Source organism: Plantactinospora alkalitolerans (genome assembly GCF_015690345.1).
Taxonomy (GTDB): domain Bacteria; phylum Actinomycetota; class Actinomycetes; order Mycobacteriales; family Micromonosporaceae; genus Plantactinospora; species Plantactinospora alkalitolerans.
Map to the genome: position 1 here is coordinate 1 of NZ_JADPUN010000210.1, position 16,651 is coordinate 16,651.

At 70.5% G+C, this 16,651-nt stretch carries 18 protein-coding genes and 1 pseudogene; 15 read left to right on the forward strand and 4 right to left on the reverse strand.

Annotation, left to right across the window (positions count from 1 at the left end):
- From I0C86_RS23045 to I0C86_RS45510, 8 genes and pseudogenes are all read left to right on the forward strand, one after another.
- Positions 1–281 (forward strand): DUF7586 domain-containing protein (locus I0C86_RS23045; protein ID WP_456319968.1); only part of this gene is annotated, 281 nt, incomplete at its 5' end.
- Positions 282–461: 180 nt separating this feature from the next.
- Positions 462–1,523 (forward strand): PhoH family protein, encoded by a 1,062-nt coding sequence (locus I0C86_RS23050; RefSeq protein ID WP_196203364.1) that lies wholly within the window; start codon positions 462–464, stop codon positions 1,521–1,523.
- A gap of 18 nt (positions 1,524–1,541) precedes the next feature.
- On the forward strand, positions 1,542–2,009 hold the full coding sequence (gene ybeY, locus I0C86_RS23055; protein WP_196203365.1) for an rRNA maturation RNase YbeY: 468 nt from the start codon (positions 1,542–1,544) through the stop codon (positions 2,007–2,009).
- Positions 2,009–3,436, forward strand: a complete 1,428-nt coding sequence (locus I0C86_RS23060; RefSeq protein WP_196203366.1) for a hemolysin family protein — start codon at positions 2,009–2,011, stop codon at positions 3,434–3,436. The genes ybeY and I0C86_RS23060 overlap by 1 nt, the downstream gene beginning before the upstream one ends.
- Positions 3,429–3,824, forward strand: coding sequence for a cytidine deaminase (locus I0C86_RS23065; RefSeq protein WP_196203367.1), 396 nt, complete (start codon positions 3,429–3,431; stop codon positions 3,822–3,824). The genes I0C86_RS23060 and I0C86_RS23065 overlap by 8 nt, the downstream gene beginning before the upstream one ends.
- The gene (era, locus tag I0C86_RS23070; RefSeq protein WP_196203368.1) at positions 3,821–4,717 is read left to right on the forward strand and encodes a GTPase Era; all 897 of its coding nucleotides are present in this window, start codon (positions 3,821–3,823) and stop codon (positions 4,715–4,717) included. The genes I0C86_RS23065 and era overlap by 4 nt, the downstream gene beginning before the upstream one ends.
- 187 nt (positions 4,718–4,904) lie before the next feature.
- Positions 4,905–5,053 (forward strand): annotated as a pseudogene (locus I0C86_RS45505) (acyltransferase family protein); the annotation flags it as partial.
- A 22-nt stretch (positions 5,054–5,075) separates the two neighbouring features.
- Positions 5,076–5,450, forward strand: a complete 375-nt coding sequence (locus I0C86_RS45510) for a hypothetical protein (protein ID WP_407676341.1) — start codon at positions 5,076–5,078, stop codon at positions 5,448–5,450.
- A 196-nt stretch (positions 5,451–5,646) separates the two neighbouring features.
- Here I0C86_RS45510 and I0C86_RS43640 read toward each other — a convergent pair whose 3' ends face one another.
- On the reverse strand, positions 5,647–6,441 hold the full coding sequence (locus I0C86_RS43640; RefSeq protein WP_230394631.1) for a DUF4097 family beta strand repeat-containing protein: 795 nt from the start codon (positions 6,439–6,441) through the stop codon (positions 5,647–5,649).
- Between the two features lie 228 nt (positions 6,442–6,669).
- On the opposite strand from I0C86_RS43640, the gene recO reads away from it, so the two are divergent.
- The 7 genes from recO (at position 6,670) to I0C86_RS43645 (ending at position 13,950) form a co-directional block, all read left to right on the forward strand.
- Entirely contained in the window at positions 6,670–7,509 is an 840-nt protein-coding gene (recO, locus tag I0C86_RS23080) for a DNA repair protein RecO (RefSeq protein WP_196203369.1), read from the forward strand.
- Positions 7,510–7,517: 8 nt separating this feature from the next.
- Positions 7,518–8,330, forward strand: coding sequence for an isoprenyl transferase (locus tag I0C86_RS23085; RefSeq protein ID WP_196203377.1), 813 nt, complete (start codon positions 7,518–7,520; stop codon positions 8,328–8,330).
- Positions 8,331–8,678: 348 nt separating this feature from the next.
- Positions 8,679–8,933 carry a hypothetical protein gene (locus tag I0C86_RS23090; protein ID WP_196203370.1) on the forward strand — a complete coding sequence of 85 codons (255 nt, stop codon included), beginning with the start codon at positions 8,679–8,681 and terminating at the stop codon, positions 8,931–8,933.
- A gap of 209 nt (positions 8,934–9,142) precedes the next feature.
- Complete coding sequence (locus I0C86_RS23095) at positions 9,143–10,681, forward strand: hypothetical protein (RefSeq protein WP_196203371.1); 1,539 nt, start codon at positions 9,143–9,145, stop codon at positions 10,679–10,681.
- A gap of 3 nt (positions 10,682–10,684) precedes the next feature.
- On the forward strand, positions 10,685–11,122 hold the full coding sequence (locus tag I0C86_RS23100; RefSeq protein WP_196203372.1) for a hypothetical protein: 438 nt from the start codon (positions 10,685–10,687) through the stop codon (positions 11,120–11,122).
- Complete coding sequence (locus I0C86_RS23105) at positions 11,119–11,796, forward strand: FHA domain-containing protein (RefSeq protein ID WP_196203373.1); 678 nt, start codon at positions 11,119–11,121, stop codon at positions 11,794–11,796. Before I0C86_RS23100 ends, I0C86_RS23105 begins: the two co-directional genes overlap by 4 nt.
- A 210-nt stretch (positions 11,797–12,006) precedes the next feature.
- Positions 12,007–13,950 carry a serine/threonine protein kinase gene (locus I0C86_RS43645; protein WP_230394632.1) on the forward strand — a complete coding sequence of 648 codons (1,944 nt, stop codon included), beginning with the start codon at positions 12,007–12,009 and terminating at the stop codon, positions 13,948–13,950.
- 264 nt (positions 13,951–14,214) lie between these two features.
- On the opposite strand, the gene I0C86_RS23115 is transcribed toward I0C86_RS43645, so the two are convergent.
- The 3 genes from I0C86_RS23115 to I0C86_RS23125 all read right to left on the reverse strand — a co-directional run.
- Positions 14,215–15,066 (reverse strand): SMI1/KNR4 family protein, encoded by an 852-nt coding sequence (locus I0C86_RS23115; RefSeq protein ID WP_196203374.1) that lies wholly within the window; start codon positions 15,064–15,066, stop codon positions 14,215–14,217.
- 269 nt (positions 15,067–15,335) lie between these two features.
- Entirely contained in the window at positions 15,336–16,136 is an 801-nt protein-coding gene (locus I0C86_RS23120; protein ID WP_196203375.1) for an energy-coupling factor transporter transmembrane component T family protein, read from the reverse strand.
- A partial coding sequence (locus tag I0C86_RS23125) for an ABC transporter ATP-binding protein (RefSeq protein ID WP_196203376.1) occupies positions 16,133–16,651 on the reverse strand: 519 nt, incomplete at its 5' end. The genes I0C86_RS23125 and I0C86_RS23120, both read right to left, overlap by 4 nt.

Genomic DNA, 16,651 nt, shown 5'->3' on the forward strand with positions numbered 1-16,651 from the left:
TGTGTATAAGAGACAGTCTCGGACGCTGGTGGGGCGAGGGCTTCGAGTACGTCTTCTCCTGGCGCGACGGCACCCTCCAGGCCAGGGGCGCCGCCGATCCCGCCGGCAAACCGCCCGCGATCTTCGAACCCCTCCCCGACCACCCCGACACCCTCCGCACGATCTCCGGCCGCGAGACCGGCGAACTCCTCCGCCTCACCCGCGACGAAGATCGCGGCACCGTGATCAGGATGCACTGGGCGACCTACCGCTTCACCCGCTCCCAGGAGACCTTTGGATGAAAGGAAGGGCCCCTTCTTATCGCTTTCTGTATAAGAAGGGACCCTTCCTCACCGCCGGGCGGAAATGGGCAGCGTGCCGTCGGCGTTGAACGGATACGATGACTGGAACGTCAGCACGTCGCGCCACCAGGCGCGGCGCCGAGATCGGAAGCAGGTGGCACAGGGCCTCGGGCCCGACCTATGACCGGTACCCCACCCCCCGGGCAGCAGACCCGGGTGCAGACCAGGATCACGGTGCCAGACCCCAAGATCATGGTCAATCTGCTCGGCGCGGGCGACGAGATCCTGCGACTGGTCGAGCGGTCGATCAGCAGTGACGTGCATGTCCGGGGCAACGAGATCACCCTCACCGGTGCCCCCGGGGACAACGCGTTCGCCGAGCGCCTCTTCACCGAGCTGCTCGAGTTGATCGAGAAAGGCGAGACGCTGACCACCGACGCCGTCCGGCGTACCCTGGGCATGATCGAACAGGGCACCACCGAGCGCCCCGCCGAGGTGTTGACGCTCAACATCCTGTCGCGGCGCGGGCGGACGATCCGGCCCAAGACCCTGGGCCAGAAGCGGTACGTGGACGCGATCGACGGCAAGACGATCGTCTTCGGCATCGGCCCCGCCGGTACCGGCAAGACGTACCTGGCGATGGCCAAGGCCGTGCAGGCGCTCCAGGCCAAGCAGGTCAACCGGATCATCCTGACCCGGCCGGCGGTCGAGGCCGGCGAGCGGCTCGGTTTCCTGCCCGGCACCCTGCACGAGAAGATCGACCCGTACCTGCGCCCGCTCTACGACGCGCTGCACGACATGCTCGACCCCGACACGATCCCGAAGCTGATGGCCGCCGGGACGATCGAGGTCGCGCCGCTGGCGTACATGAGGGGTCGTACGCTCAACGACGCGTTCATCATTCTCGACGAGGCGCAGAACACCACGCCCGAGCAGATGAAGATGTTCCTCACCCGGCTGGGCTTCGGCTCCAAGATCGTGGTGACCGGTGACATCACCCAGGTCGACCTGCCCGGCGGAACGACCAGCGGGCTGCGCGTGGTACGCGACATCCTGGAGGGCGTGGAGGACGTGCACTTCGCACAGCTCTCCAGCTCCGACGTCGTGCGTCACCGGCTGGTCAGTGACATCGTGGACGCGTACGCCCGCTGGGACGCCGAGCGGGAGGCCCAGCAGGGCCAGGGCGTACACGCCGTACCGGGCCGTACCGCCCACGGCGGCCGCGCCGGCCGTCGCCGCTAAGCGCATCAGGGGAACCAGTTGTCCATCGAGATCGCCAACGAGTCGGGTACCACCGTCGACACCGACGCGGTGCTCGCCGTCGCCCGGCACGCCCTCGACGAGATGGGTGTGAACTCGCTCGCCGAGCTGTCGGTGTTGCTCGTCGACGTCGAGTACATGACCGAGCTGAACCACCGCTGGATGGGTGGGGACGGCCCCACCGACGTACTCGCCTTTCCCATGGACGAGGGCAGCGTCGACCACGGACCGGGCGAGGTGAACGGCGGTGAGCCCGCGCTCCTCGGTGACATCGTGCTCTGCCCGGAGGTGGCCGCCAAGCAGGCCGCGGCCGCCGGGCACTCGCCCGACGACGAACTGCACCTGCTGACCGTGCACGGCGTACTGCATCTGCTCGGGTACGACCACGCGGAGCCGGAAGAGGAGCGGGAGATGTTCGCGCTACAGGCGCGGCTCCTCGACAGCTGGCGCGCGACGCGGGCCAAGTGATGCCTGGTCACTTAGCGGCGCTGCCCGCGTCCCTGGCGTCCGCCGGTGCGCCCGGCGGCCTACCCGATCTCCAGTTGCTGTTCTTCGCCGCCGGACTGGTGGTGCTCGCCGGCATCTTCGCGATGGCCGACGCCGCGCTCGGCGCGGTCTCGCCGGCCCAGGCCGGTGAGCTGGCCCGGGACGGTGTGCGTGGGGCACGCACCCTGCAGATCGTCGCGACCGACGCGGTCCGGCACATCAACCTGCTGCTGTTGCTGCGGCTGCTCTGCGAGCTGACCGCGACCGTCCTGGTCGCCCTGGTCGCGGTCGACACCTTCGGCGCGGGCTGGACCGCGGCCCTGGTCACCGCGGGCGCGATGACGGTGGTCAGCTTCGTGGTCGTCGGAGTGGCACCCCGGACCATCGGCCGGCAGCACGCCTACGCCGTCGGCCGGGTCACCGCGCCGCTGGTCCGCTGGCTCGGCCGGGTGCTGAACCCGCTGGCCTCGCTGCTCATCCTGATCGGCAACGCGGTGACGCCGGGCCGTGGCTTCCGGGAGGGCCCGTTCGCCACCCAGGTCGAGCTGCGGGAGCTGGTCGACCTGGCCGAGCAGCGCGGCGTGGTCGAGCACGGCGAGCGGCAGATGATCCATTCGGTCTTCGCGCTCGGCGACACCATCGTCCGCGAGGTGATGGTGCCGCGTACCGAGATGGTCTGGATCGAGGCGCACAAGAAGCTGCCCCAGGCGCTGCTGCTCTTCCTCCGCTCCGGCTTCTCCCGGATCCCGGTGATCGGGGAGAGCGTGGACGACGTGCTCGGGGTCCTCTACCTCAAGGACGTGATCCGGCAGACCCAGGGCGGCGACCCCAGCGCCGACGACCGGGAGGTCTCCGACGTCATGCGCTCCGCGACGTTCGTCCCGGAGTCCAAGCCGGTCGACGACCTGCTCTCCGAGATGCAGGCGGCCCGGACCCACATGGTGGTCGTCGTCGACGAGTACGGCGGCACCGGTGGGCTGGTCACCATCGAGGACATCCTGGAGGAGATCGTCGGCGAGATCACCGACGAGTACGACGTCGAGCGCCCGCCCGTCGAACGGCTCGACGACGGCGAGGTCCGGGTGACCGCCCGACTGCCGGTCGAGACCCTCGGCGAGCTGTTCGACGTCGAACTTCCGGCCGACGAGGTGGAGACCGTCGGTGGGCTGCTCGCCCAGGCGCTCGGCCGGGTGCCGATCCCCGGCGCCGCGGCGGACGTGGGTGGGCTGCACCTGATCGCGGAGGGCACCACCGGCCGGCGTAACCACATCGACTCCGTACTGGTCCGCCGGGTGACCGAGGCGGACGACCGGGACCGCTCGACCCGTACCGACCCCGAGCTTCGGGGCACATCGTCAACTCGGGAGCAGCACTCCCGGTCCGAGGAGAGGCAGCCCGCCGATGCCTGAGTCGTCCACCGTACCGGCCGCACCGACCGGGCGTCATGCCCCGTCGGCGACGGTCGACCTGACCGCCGAGGACGCCAAACTGGTGATCCTGGCCCGAGGCGCCCGGGGCCGGATCGGTGCGGTCGAGGGAGCGGCGGTGCGGGACTCCGACGGCCGGACGTACGCCGCCGCCAGTGTTTCGCTGCCGTCGCTGACCATTACCGCGTTGCAGCTCGCGGTCGCCTCGGCGGTCGCTGCCGGGGCCACCCGGCTGGAGGCCGGTGCGGTGGTGACCGAGGCGTCCACGCTGGACGGTGCCGGCCACGCCGCGGTACGGGACCTGGCGACCGACGCGCCGATCCACGTCGCCGCCCCGGACGGCACCCTGCTCGGCACGGTGCTGGAGTGACGACCCGCCAGGTCGCCGGTTACCGGGCGGGGTTCGCCTGCTTCGTCGGGCGTCCCAACGCCGGCAAGTCGACGCTGACCAACGCCATCGTCGGCCAGAAGATCGCCATCACCTCCAGCAAGCCCCAGACGACCCGGCACGTGATCCGCGCGGTGCTGCACCGGCCGGACTCCCAGCTTGTCCTGGTGGACACGCCGGGCCTGCACCGTCCGCGTACGTTGCTCGGCGAGCGCCTGAACGACCTGGTCCGGCAGACCTGGAGCGAGGTCGACGTGATCGGGCTCTGCATCCCGGCCAACGAGCCGATCGGGCGGGGTGACCGGTTCATCACCGGCGAGCTGGCCGAGTTGAAGCCGACGGTGCTGGCCGTGGTGACCAAGGCCGATCTGGTGGACAAGAAGCGGTTGGCCGAGCAACTCCTCGCGGCGACCGAACTCGGCGAATTCGCCGAGGTGGTCCCGGTCAGCGCGGTCTCGGGGTACCAGGTCGAGACCCTGGTCGACGTGATGACGAAGTACCTGCCCGCGTCGCCGCAGCTCTATCCCGACGACATGCTCACCGACGAACCCGAGCAGGTCCTGGTCGCCGAGCTGATCCGGGAGGCCGCACTGGAGGGTGTCCGGGACGAACTGCCGCACTCCATCGCGGTGGTGGTCGAGGAGATGGTCCCCGAGGGCAGGCTGACCAAGATCTACGCCGACCTCTACGTGGAGCGGTCCAGCCAGAAGGCGATCGTGATCGGGGCCAGGGCCAGCCGGCTCAAGGACGTCGGTACCAGGGCCCGGCAGCAGATCGAGGAACTGCTCGGTACCCGGGTCTACCTCGACCTGCACGTGCGGGTGGCGAAGGACTGGCAGCGGGATCCGAAGCAGCTCCGCAAGCTCGGCTTCTGACCAGTGGCCACCGGGCACACCGTCAGCGAATCGTCACCGAGGCGGCGGCGATCTGCCGCAATTTTGCGAAACGTTCACCTGTGAACATCCGGTAGTGCGGTTCCGCGCTCGGCCGTGAGGGGTAGGAAGGCTTCCGGAAGCTCCCCTCCGGCACAGATGTAGGTTGATGCGAAACCGGTAATTTGACCTGCTTCGACTCCTTGCGATCATTCGAGTCGTCTATCACGTCACCGGTTGGGCCTTCTGACGCTGGCATTCCCGGCGATGTCGGTGATGTTCGCGCTCGCCGGGTCGCTGATGGCGGCCTCCTGCGACCGCTGGGGTACGGCGGCTGTCCCGCCGGCTGCTGGTGTCGCTGGTGGTGGCGTCGGGCGCCGCCGGAGCAGCCTGGATCTTCACTCATCCGGGGCCACGCGGCTACGACCTGAACGACATCCGGATCGGCAACGCCCTCTGGTCCGCCGCGTTCGTGCTCCTGATGTTCGGGCTCGCTCCCCGGTCCGCCGCGTTCGTGCTCCTGGTGTTCGGGCTCGCTCCCCGGTCCGCCGCCTGGGTCGACCGGCGCGCGTCGGTCGGCCGCGCGGTGACCGTACTGAACAGTCGGGCGTTGACCGTCTACCTCTGGCACATGCCCTTCGTGATCGCCCTCGACCCGCTGCTGTCCGGCATCGGCCTGCGCACTCGAGTACGGCCGGGCTGCTGGCCGGGTTGGCCGGTGTCGCGGTCCTGGTGACGATCGCGGTCATGGCGTTCGGCTGGGTGGAGGACCTGGCGGCCCGGCGGCGCCCCTGTCTGCTTCCCGGCGGTGCCGCGCCGGCCGGGGCATCCGTTTCGTGGCACCGCACACGTCCGTCCCGGCGTCGGATGCCGCACCACCCTCCCGCCCCCGGCCGGGGAGCGGGAGGCCCCGTCCAGGCCGGCCGGCAGAGTCAGCGCTGCCCGATGGTGATGTCGCCGCTGCCGGTCCGCACGTCGAGCACGGCGGTCGCGGTGGGGTTGTTCGGCACCGAGACGTCGGCCGAACCCGAGTTGGGGATCGCCCGTACCTGGTAGTCGCCGGTGGGCACGATCAGATCGACCGATCCGCTCGACGCGTGGGCCTGAACCGATGTCGCGGCGGCAAGGGCCAGCGTGATGTCACCGGATCCCGTCTCCGCCTGCACCTTCCCCGCGCCCAGTTCGCTGCCGTCGATCGATCCGGAGTTGGCGCGTGCGGAGACCTCTCCCCGCACCCGGTTGAGTCTGATGTCGCCGGATCCGGTCTGGGCCCGTACCTTGCCACTCGCGTCGGTCACGGTGATGTCGCCGGAGCCGACCTCGAGGTCGACCTCCGACACCGCGGTCAGCGAGATGTCACCGGACCCGTTCTCGCCGCGTACCGCCACGCCCTCGGGGGCGAGGATGTCGTACGACACTCCGCAGTTCCGGCCGCAGTCGGTGTCCAGGACCAGCTTGGTGCCGTCGATCCGATAGGTGGTCCCGCTCGGCTCGGCGCCACGGTACTGGATGACCCGCTTGATCCGGACGTTCGTCACCGCTCCGGTCCGCACCACCACGTCGCCGGAGCCCGGGGCGAGCTCGATTTCGGTGATCTTGGTGTCCTCGGTGCGGTCGAAGGTGAGTTTCTGCTCCGCCAGGCCCTCGCAGGCCGACAGCGCGATCAGGGCGATCAGGGCGGCCACGCCTGCCATGGCGGAGTTGGTGACGGTGCGGGAAAGCAGCATGTCGGAAGGTTATGCGGGATGCGGCCGGAGAGGCATCCGGGCGTCCCACCGACCGACCCCGAACCTGACCCTGAGTCCGGCTCGGGGTCCGGACTCGGGGTCGACCGCGTCGACCAGGCATACCGGGCCGACCGCGCCGACCGCGCCGACCGGGTCGACCGGGCCGACCGCGCCTGCCGGACCGACCGCGCCGACCGCGCCGGTCGGTCAGCAGGGAACAATGGGGAGATGCCCGGGTACCGCCGACAGCTCTACCGCGACGACGCGGTGGTGCTGCGCGTGCAGAAGCTCGGCGAGTCCGACCGGATCATCACCCTGCTCACCCGGCGGCACGGCCGGCTCCGGGCCGTCGCCCGGGGGGTACGCCGGACCACCTCCCGGTTCGGAGCCCGACTGGAGCCGTTCGGCCACGTCGACCTCCAACTCGCCGGTGACCCGAAGGGTGAGCACGGCAGCTCCCTGCACACCGTCAGCCAGGTCGAGGCCATCCAGCTGTACGGCAAGGGGCTCGTCGTCGACTATCCCCGCTACACCGCCGCCAGCGCCATCGCGGAGACGGCCGAACGGCTCACCCCGGTGGAGCGTGAGCCGTCGCTGCGGCTGTTCCAGCTCACCCTCGGCGGACTGCGGGCACTCGCGGACGGGGAACACGCCAGCACCCTGGTGCTCGACGCGTACCTGCTGCGCGGGATGACGCTGGCCGGCTGGGCGCCCGCACTGGTCGCCTGCGCCGTCTGCGGTACGCCGGGGCAGCACGGCGCGTTCTCCGTACCGGCCGGGGGTTGTGTCTGTCCGGACTGCCGGCCGCCCGGCGCGGCCCATCCCGCCCCGGCCACCCTCGACCTGATGGCCGCGCTCGTCTCCGGTGACTGGCGGGTCGCGGACGACGCCGAGCAGTCGCACCGCCGGGAGTGCAGCGGACTGGTGGCGGCGCACCTGCAATGGCATCTGGAGCGGGGGTTACGCTCGTTGCCGCTGGTCGACAGGGGCTCGGTCGGCGAGCGTGCGGAGCGGACACGACAGGTACCGCAGCCGGGCGCGACGGACGTAGCGAAGGAAACGCAGTGATCCGATCGATGACCAGGGGAGAGCGTCGGCAGCCGGTGCCGCCGACGCCGCATCCGTCCGGGGCCCGGCCCCCCGCGCTGCCCGCCGAGGCGCTGCCCCGGCACGTGGCCGTGGTGATGGACGGCAACGGCCGGTGGGCCAAGGAGCGCGGACTACCCCGGACCAAGGGACATGAGCAGGGCGAACACTCCCTGTTCGACACCATCGAGGGGGCCATCGAACTCGGCATCCCGTACCTGTCGGCCTACGCCTTCTCGACCGAGAACTGGCGGCGTTCGCCCGACGAGGTGCGCTTCCTGATGGGCTTCAACCGGGAGGTCATCCGGCGGCGCCGGAACCAACTGGTCGACCTCGGCGTCCGGGTCGTCTGGTCCGGTCGCGCCGGCCGGCTCTGGAAGAGCGTGATCTCGGAGTTGCAGACGGCCGAGGAGATGTCCCGGGGCAACTCGACGTTGACCCTGCAGTTCTGTGTCAACTACGGCGGCCAGGCCGAGATCGCCGACGCCGCCGCCGCGATCGCCCGGGACGTCGCCGCCGGCAAGGTGAACCCGGACAAGGTCAACGAGAAGATGATCTCGCGGTACCTGTACCACCCGGAGGTTCCGGCCGTCGACATGTTCCTCCGGCCCTCGGGCGAGCAGCGCATCTCCAACTTCCTGCTCTGGCAGAGCGCGTACGCCGAACTGATCTATCTGGACACGCTCTGGCCGGACTTCGACCGACGACACCTCTGGTACGCCTGCGAGCTGTACGCCCAGCGGGACCGGCGGTTCGGCGGAGCCCTGCCCAACCCGGTCGCGCCGGAGCCGTCGCGCCACTGACCGGCGGCAGCCGAGGACGGCCTCGCCGCCGACTGGTAGCCGATCGGTCGCCGGTGGCCGACTGGTAGCCGATCGGTCGCCGGTGGCCCCCTCGCCGACCGGTGCCCCGGAAAATCGGATGCACCTGGTCGGGAGAGCGGGCTATGGTGGACGGCATGCGGTACTGATTCCCCTTCATCGAGCCGACCCGCCCGCCTCCGTGCGGCGTGGGTGTGAGCGCTCCGGGAGTCCGTACCCTTTCTGCCTTCTTGGCGACACCTTCGGTGGCCGGACTTCCGGGGATCCCTTTTCCAGCGCGCCACTGCCGCTGCGAAAGCAGGGGCGGTCCCGACCAGGAGGAGAGCCCGTATGGCTGCCAAGCGAAAGTCCAGAAGTGCCCCCCGATCCGCCGGAGCCGGGCTCGCGGCCCGGGTCGTCCGGCAGGACGCCGAGACGGTCGAGCTGGCCGCACCGGTCGTGCTGCCGGGCGACGACGCCGGGGCGGACCAACAGCCCTCGGCGCCGAAGGCCGGTCCCGTGATCCGGGACGGCGGCCGGTTCACCGGGGTGGGTCGGGGACGGGACTCTTCCGCGTCCCGCCGGTACGCCTTCCGGCGTAGCTGACTGACCATCCGGCGCCGGTACGCCTTTCGGCGCAGCTGAATCGCGTCCCGTTTCCGTCCGGCGGAGTCGGCTCCACTGTCGGCCCCGCCGGACGGGCGTTATGCCTGACATCGACACGCATGTCAATTCCGGTACTGGTGTGGCTGTGCTACACAGTGCCGCAAGCGGGTTGGTGGGAGCACCTTCCGTGACGGGGGAGGGGGACTCCGATGGCGCACGCTTCGCACGGCCCCGGTGAGCTGACGGGCGAACTCCTTGCCGCGCCGATCTGGTCCGACGACCTGGTCGAGGCGGCCGGGATACCGGTGTCCGACGCGCCGTTCGTGACCGTCGGCGGGGGGATCGGCTCGTTCGTCCTGGTCGACTACCTGCGGATCGCCGGGGTGCCCACCGGTCAGATCCGGGTACTGTCCAACCTGGACCACCCCTGGGAGACGTACGAGTACCTGACCCGGGTGTCGCAGATCCCACGCCCGGAACGGATCAGGTCCGACTCGGCGTCGCGGCCGGACAACATCTGGGGCTTCCCGTCGTACGCAGTGTCGGAAGCCTGGCAGAGCCGCACCCTGCGACCGCTGATCCAGGTGTTCGGCGAGCCGATCTTCAGCGACTACTGGACGCCCCGGGCCGGTGCCGTCTTCGCCGGCCTCGAACGGGAGTCCCGTCGGATCAATTACCCGGACATGCTGGTCAAGGGCGTGGTGCGGTTGGTGCGGCGCCGCCAGGGCGGCGGCTACTTCACCATCCTGACGCCGCCGGAAGGCAGCACGGCGACCAGACGAATGGCCTACCGGTCCCGCTTCGTACACCTCGCCGTCGGCTATCCCGGGCTGAGGTTCCTGCCCGACCTGCGGGCATTCCGCGAGACGTACCAGGACTTCTCGCACGTGGTGAACGCGTACGAGCCGCACGAGCACGTCTACGAGTTCCTGAAGACCCGCCCCGGCACGGTGGTGGTACGCGGCGGGGGCATCGTCGCGTCACGGGTGCTGCAACGGTTGATGGACGACCGCGAGCGGTACGGCCTGGGCACGGAGATCGTGCAGATCTTCCGCACCTTCGTGACCGGGGCCCACGGCCCGCATCCGTGGGCCCGGCGCAAGGGTGGCGACGGCTGGGCGTACCAGGGTTTCAACTATCCGAAGTCGGTCTGGGGCGGCCAGCTCAAGGCCAGGATGCGGCGGCTGGACGGTGAGGCGCGGGCCCAGAGCTACGCCGAGATGGGCGGCACCAACACCCCCTGGCGCCGCCGGTGGCAGCAGCAGATGCGGGCCGGCCGGCGGGGCGGCTGGTACCACCCCGTCCAGGGCGTGGTGACCAGAGTCGAACCGCGCGCCGACGGCATGCTGGTCAGCCAGCTGACCGGCGACACCGGGGACCGCGAGATCGCCGCGCACTACATCATCGACTGCACCGGCCTGGAAGCCGACATCACCGAGCACCGGGTGCTGGCGGACCTGCTCGCCCACGGTGGCGCCGGCCGGAATCCGCTCGGGCGGCTGGAGGTGGAACGCCACTTCGAGATCAAGGGCACGGCAAGCGGCAACGGCGCCCTGTACGCCTCGGGCGCGACCACACTGGGCGGCTACTTCCCCGGAGTGGACACCTTCCTCGGTCTCCAGATCGCCGCCCAGGAGATCGCCGACGACCTCGCCCGGCGGAGCTGGTGCCGACGGATCGGTCCGGTCCGGTCGACCGCACAGTGGGTGCGGTGGATGCGAGGCCGTGGCGTGGAAGACGAGGGCTGAACCGTGGTACCCATCCTGTTCGGACGGATCCAGACCAGGATCGTCCTGCTCGCCGTCGTCGGTTCGGCGGTCACCGCCCTCCTCGTACCGGTGCTGCCGCTGGCCGGGCCGCTGGCGGAGCGGTACCGGGGCGCCTTCCTCGTACTGGCGGCGGTCGGCGTGCTGGGGATCGGCTGGGAAGGGCTGTACCACCTGCTGATGCAGTTCCGTTGGGAGAAGGACTGGCCGACGCTGTTCGGCCTGCTCACCGTCGTACCGGAGGCGGCCCTGCTCTGGGTGCTGCTGGACCGCGACGTCGTACCCGGGTTGGCGGGGCGGCCGCCGCTGGCCGCGTACCTCCTACACGTCGGCCTGGTCTGGCTGGCGGTCTGGCTGGTCGCGAACGGGCCGATGCGGGTGCCGCTGCTGCGCTGGCGGTTCCGGGGTGGACGGCTGATATGACGATCCGGGAACCAGATCCGGCGGCCCCGTTCGTCTCGGTACTGCTCATTCCGCACCACGCCGTCGACCCCGCCGCCCCCGAGACCGTCGACCTGAGCCCGCCGGGCACCGTCGACCTGGGCTCGCCGGACACCGTCGACCTGTCGGTACCGGAGACCGTCGACCTGTCGGTGCCGGACACCGAACCGATCGGACCGCAGCCGGCGCTGGTGGAGGGGGTCGACTGCAAGCGGGGGCACTTCAACGACCCCGCGCTCCGGTTCTGCCAACAGTGCGGGATCGCCATGCACCAGCTCACCCTCGTCACCCGGCGCGGCCCCCGGCCGCCGCTCGGAGTCCTGCTGCTCGACGACGGGATGACCTTCCGGCTCGACACCGACTACGTGCTCGGTCGGGCCCCCGACTCCGACGACGAGGTGGCCGCCGGTCGGGCCCGCCCGTTGCGGATCACCGGTGACGCCCCGGGCGTCTCCCGCCGGCACCTGCGGGTGGTGCTGGCGGGCTGGCGGGTACACATCCTCGACCTCGGCTCGGCCAACGGGACGGACGTCCGTCCCCCCGAGACGTCGTCGCCGCACTGGCTCGGCGCGGGCACGGCGATCCCCATCGAACCGGGCACCCGCGTCCTGTTCGGGTCGCGCTGGCTCCGTTACGAGTCGCACCGGAACCGCTGAGGAGGCGCGAGGCGTGAAGGGCATCGCCGACCACAGGTTCGTCCGATCGTCCCGGGTCGAGATACGGGGTGGGCCGCGCGAGCTGGTCCGGCAGGTACCCGCCCCGGCGGTCGCCACTCCCGGGCTGCCGGCGGGACCGGGCCAGTGTGATACTTACCCGACTTCCGACCACGGGGTGGCTGGACTGCAGGGCAGTGGGGGCGAATCGGGATGACGGGCGACGTCGCGGGGGCAGAGCCGCTCCGGTCCACGGACCCCCGGCGGCTTGGCCCGTGCGAACTGCTCGGGCGGTTGGGTGAGGGCGGCATGGGCACCGTCTACCTGGCCCGCCTGGCCACCACCGGCCGGATGGTCGCGGTGAAGATGATCCGTCCTGACCTGGCGCACGACGCCGAGTTCCGGCGACGGTTCCGGGGCGAGGTCAAGCGGGCCCGGCAGGTGCCGCCGTTCTGCACGGCGGAGGTGCTCGACGCCGATCCCGACCACGAGCCGCCCTACCTGGTCGCCGAGTACGTCGACGGCCCCAGCCTGGCAAGCGTCGTGGCGGATCGTGGTCCACTCACCTCCGGCAACCTGCACGGGTTGGCGGTCGGCATGGCGACCGCGTTGACCGCGATCCACGGCGCCGGGGTGATCCACCGCGACCTCAAGCCGAGCAACGTGCTGCTGCCGCCGGGCAGCCCGAAGGTGATCGATTTCGGCATCGCGCGGGCCATGGCCGGGACCGGGGCCGGTACCCGGACGGACCAGTTGATCGGCACCGTGGCGTACATGGCGCCGGAGCGGTTCGAGTCCGCCGACAAGCGCACCCTCAGCCCGGCCGCGGACGTCTTCGCCTGGGGCGCGGTGGTGGCCTACGCCGGCACCGGGCGTACGCCGTTCGCCGCCGAGACGCCGGCGGCGACCGCCGTACGGATCCTCACCCAGGAACCCGACCTCGGCGGCCTGGACGGTCCGCTGCGGGAACTGGTCGAACTGGCCCTGGCCAAGGATCCCGGAGAGCGACCCACCGCGCGCGAACTGCTGGACCGGCTGCTGGGCGGCGGACCGAAGCGGTCGGGTGCGCTGGCATCCGCGCTCGCCGGGCAGCCCGACCTGCTGGCGGCGGCCGAGCAGGCGCAGGCGGTCACGGAACAACGGCCGGTGGCCGAGACCGCCCTGGGCGCGGCGCCGCACCCGGATGACGAACTGGGCCAGGCCACCACCAGGCAGGGCAGCCCGAACGTCCGTGCCGCCGCCGCCCGTACCCGGGCACCCGCGATGGCCGGCGGACCGGGTCCGGCACGGACCACGACCCCGGCGGGCCCGGTCGTTCCGCCGCAGCGCCCGGCCGGGCCGCAGCAGCGGAAACCGGTACGTCGGTGGCGCCGGGCCAGCACCGTGCTGCTGGCCCTCGTCGGTCTGCTCGGCGGAACTGTCGGGGTGGGCTACGCCACGGATCTCCTGCCGTTCGAGGTGTCGGGGGATGCCCAGCCGAACGTCTCGCCGAGTCTGGCGACGGGGGCTGGCACGGCTCCGTCGGCAAACGGCTCCGCCGCACCGACGACGCCGGTCCCCTCCGGACCACCCGACGAGACGCCCTGGCCCGGCAAGCTGGTGGTGGAGGACCCGCTGACCGTCTCGTCGCAGTGGTTGCCGAGAACGGACGACAAGAACCAGGTCAGGTGCGCGTTCGACGACGCCCTGGTGGTGACGAAGCGCAGCAATGGCCCGTACCGGTGCCGGGGGCCGCTGAAAACCTGGTTGGACATCCGGGTGGAGGTCGAGGTGACCCTGGTGGAGCCGGGCAGTTGCGCCGCGATCTGGGTCCGGTTCACCGACCAGAGCGGCGGTCACGCGCTACAGATCTGCCCGGACGGCTACTACCTGCTGGCGCACGGAATCGACAGTGCGACCGCGGCGACTCCGGCCGGCACCTACCGATTCCCACAGGGGCAGAAGTTGAACGCACAGACTCCGGTCCGGGTCGGCATCGTCGCCCGGGGTGAGGAACTGCGGTTCTACCGGGACGGGGAGTTCGTCGGCCAGGCCCGGGACGCCGGGCCGGGCGCCGGACGCGTGGTGCTCGGGGTCTTCCCTCGGGACGACAACCGTTCCGGGGAGCCGCTGTACAAGGTCGAGTTCCGGGACATCAAGATCGAGATACCGGCCTGACGACCGCGACCACCACCGGTCGTCTCGCTGTTCGGGAGTAGCGATCCCCACGGCGGTATTCGGTCAACCGCCATGCCTCGGCCACAACCCCGCAGTTGGGCATGCGCCAGCGGCACAACCCGTTGCGGCCCTGGTCGAGGAAGCAACCGCCGGAGGTGGACCCGGATCGCGCCCTCGACTACGAGGCGTAGCGGATCCCGCTGCCTGTCGGGCAAGCGCTCGTCCAGCGCCGCAAATATCGACGGCAGACCCGTATGTCGTGAGTTAGTCGGTCCAAACGTGGCGACCCTGTGCTGTCTGGACATGGCGAAGGGTGTGGCCGAGCTTCGGATAGACGCTCATGACTGCGGCGCGTGCGGCTGATTCCTCACCCGGAGGAAACGCTATACGGATCAGCCGTCCGCGGGGCCATTCGCTGTAGGTGATCCGCCAGTTCTGTGCGGTGCTGAAGTGCTCTTCGTGGTCGTAGTCTCCCTCACCAGTGCACGACCCACGGGCTTGGACAGGGCCGAAGGCCTGGTGCAGCAGTCGTACGCGGTCCCGGAAGTTGCCGAGCCCGCCATCGAGATACATGTATGCTTCACGAAGCCTGCGGGCTGACTCGAACCACCCCGCACCCGGTGGCGGTGCGGGTAGCGCATGAGGCGGTAGAGCGCCTTCCAGCCAGTCGATGATGAAGGCGAGCGCACCACGTCGGAAGAGATGATAGTTGCTGTCACGCTGATGCCAGACAACTACCGGCCACTCGTCTGGGGCGCCGCTGGTGAGCCAGCACAGCGAGTGGCCGTCGTAGGTTCCACCCCACAACAATAGACCGCCCGGTTCGGGATAAAGCGGATAAGGGTAGTTCTCCGGAGACTTGGCCCTCGCAGCCGAGTGTCCTTCGCGCAACAATTTGTTCTTCTGGAGGCTCATGTCGGATCCGGCCAAAGGATATGCGAAGAGATAGTCGAGAAAACTACCCTTTCCATAGGTGCTCAGCAATTGCTTGAAATCGGCGGGTAAGGCCAGCCCAAGCTCAGATTCGCAGGCAGCGAAGTCTTGGGCAAGCGGAACGTCGACTACCTCGTCGGGCGGAGGAATCAACGCGATCACCTTCAACTTCTTCGACGACATGGCGACACCCTATGTGGCGAGCACAGCGCGTCACCGCATCCCTGGAACGGGTAGCCAGCCGATGAGCCGCTGGACGTCCGCTCATCGGCTACTTGTTTACTGGACCTACGACCGCAGCCCGGCCAGGCTTGGTCGAGGTGGGCCCGTCCGTCGTCGACCGCGGTCAACGCCTCGACCAGACTCGCCCGGCAGGTCGTTCCGGTCCATTGGACGGTCGGGCCAGCCGGATGTGGCCGTACCCGTCCGCCGGGTCAGTGCTCGAGATCGGATCAGCCGACGAGCGGCCGGAAGGTGCCGAGCGCGACGCTGACCGCGAGGGCCCCGGCGGCCAGCGCGGCCGCCCCGACGATCAGGGCGGCGTCGGCTCCGCCGAACCGCTGGCGCCGGGCGGAGGTACGTGGCGAGCCCGAGTCGAAGCCCCGGGCGTCCATCGCGGTGGCCAGTCGGGTACCCCGGCGAATCGCCCCGACCAGCAGCGCGAACGCGGTCGAGCCGAACAGCCGCAACCGGGCCAGCGGGTTGCGTCCGGCATCGATTCCCCGGGCCCGCCGGGCCATGCTCAACATCTGCCACTCCAGCGCGAGCAGTGGCACCAGGCGGAAGGCGGCCAGCGCGCCGATCGCGAACCGGGGCGGAGCCTTGACGTTCTGGACCAGCGCGTCGGTCAGGTCGGTGGGATCGGTGGTCGCGAACACCAGTACGCCGGGCAGCGCCACCGCGATCACCCGCAGTGCCATCCCCAACGCCGTGACCAGCACACCGGTCGTGACCAGGACCGGTCCGACCCGCAACAGCGTCGGGCCGGTCCGCTCGGCGGCGAACAGCACCAGGGTGCACATGATGCCGAGGGCGCTGAGCAGCAGCGGCCAGGCCCGCCGGGCCAGTGCCGGATACCCGACGCCGAACAGGGGCACCACGGCCAGCTCGAATCCGATCGCCACCGCCGGGGCGACCGGGTCCACCGTGGCGATCAGCGCGATCGAGACGACCAGCGCGGCGGCGAGCTTGGCCACCGGATTGCGCCGGGCCAGCGGTGCGTCGGAGGCCGCGATCGGCTGGTACGGGATCATCCGGCCCGCCGGGCGGATCCGTCGGAGGATCCGCTGTGGTCGGTCGCCGGGCGGCTGTGGTCGGTCGCCGGGCCGCTGCGCTCGGTCGCCGGGCCGCTGCGGGCGCCGAGCGACACCGTCCGGTCGGCCAGCGCCGCGACGAAGTCGGCGTCGTGGGTGACGGTGACGATGCCGTGCCCGGCGTCGCGGAGCCCGGCGAGCAGGTCGACCAGCTCGATCCAGGTGCGTCGGTCCTGGCCGAAGGTGGGCTCGTCGAGGATCACCAGCCGGGGCGCGGTGGCCAGCGCCGTGGCCACGCTCAACCGCCGCGCCTGGCCACCGGACAGCGTGTACGGGTTGGCTCCGGCCAACTGGTCCAGCCGGAGCCGGTCCAACAACTCGCCCACTGTGGACTTCACCGCAGCCTCGGGTTGACCGGTCCGCCGTGGCCCGAGCGCCAGCTCGTCGAAGACGGTGTTGCTGACGAACTGGTGCTCCGGGTCCTGGAACACCGAGCCGATCCGGGTGGCCAGTAC

Bases quoted from the DNA above. Each gene is read 5' to 3' on its own strand.
- I0C86_RS23050 (WP_196203364.1), top strand. From the start codon at position 462: ATGACCGGTACCCCACCCCCCGGGCAGCAGACCCGGGTGCAGACCAGG.
- I0C86_RS23060 (WP_196203366.1), top strand. From the start codon at position 2,009: ATGCCTGGTCACTTAGCGGCGCTGCCCGCGTCCCTGGCGTCCGCCGGT.
- I0C86_RS23065 (WP_196203367.1), top strand. From the start codon at position 3,429: ATGCCTGAGTCGTCCACCGTACCGGCCGCACCGACCGGGCGTCATGCC.
- I0C86_RS43640 (WP_230394631.1), bottom strand. From the start codon at position 6,441: ATGCTGCTTTCCCGCACCGTCACCAACTCCGCCATGGCAGGCGTGGCC.
- recO (WP_196203369.1), top strand. From the start codon at position 6,670: ATGCCCGGGTACCGCCGACAGCTCTACCGCGACGACGCGGTGGTGCTG.
- I0C86_RS23085 (WP_196203377.1), top strand. From the start codon at position 7,518: ATGACCAGGGGAGAGCGTCGGCAGCCGGTGCCGCCGACGCCGCATCCG.
- I0C86_RS23090 (WP_196203370.1), top strand. From the start codon at position 8,679: ATGGCTGCCAAGCGAAAGTCCAGAAGTGCCCCCCGATCCGCCGGAGCC.
- I0C86_RS23095 (WP_196203371.1), top strand. From the start codon at position 9,143: ATGGCGCACGCTTCGCACGGCCCCGGTGAGCTGACGGGCGAACTCCTT.
- I0C86_RS23105 (WP_196203373.1), top strand. From the start codon at position 11,119: ATGACGATCCGGGAACCAGATCCGGCGGCCCCGTTCGTCTCGGTACTG.
- I0C86_RS43645 (WP_230394632.1), top strand. From the start codon at position 12,007: ATGACGGGCGACGTCGCGGGGGCAGAGCCGCTCCGGTCCACGGACCCC.
- I0C86_RS23115 (WP_196203374.1), bottom strand. From the start codon at position 15,066: ATGTCGTCGAAGAAGTTGAAGGTGATCGCGTTGATTCCTCCGCCCGAC.
- I0C86_RS23120 (WP_196203375.1), bottom strand. From the start codon at position 16,136: ATGATCCCGTACCAGCCGATCGCGGCCTCCGACGCACCGCTGGCCCGG.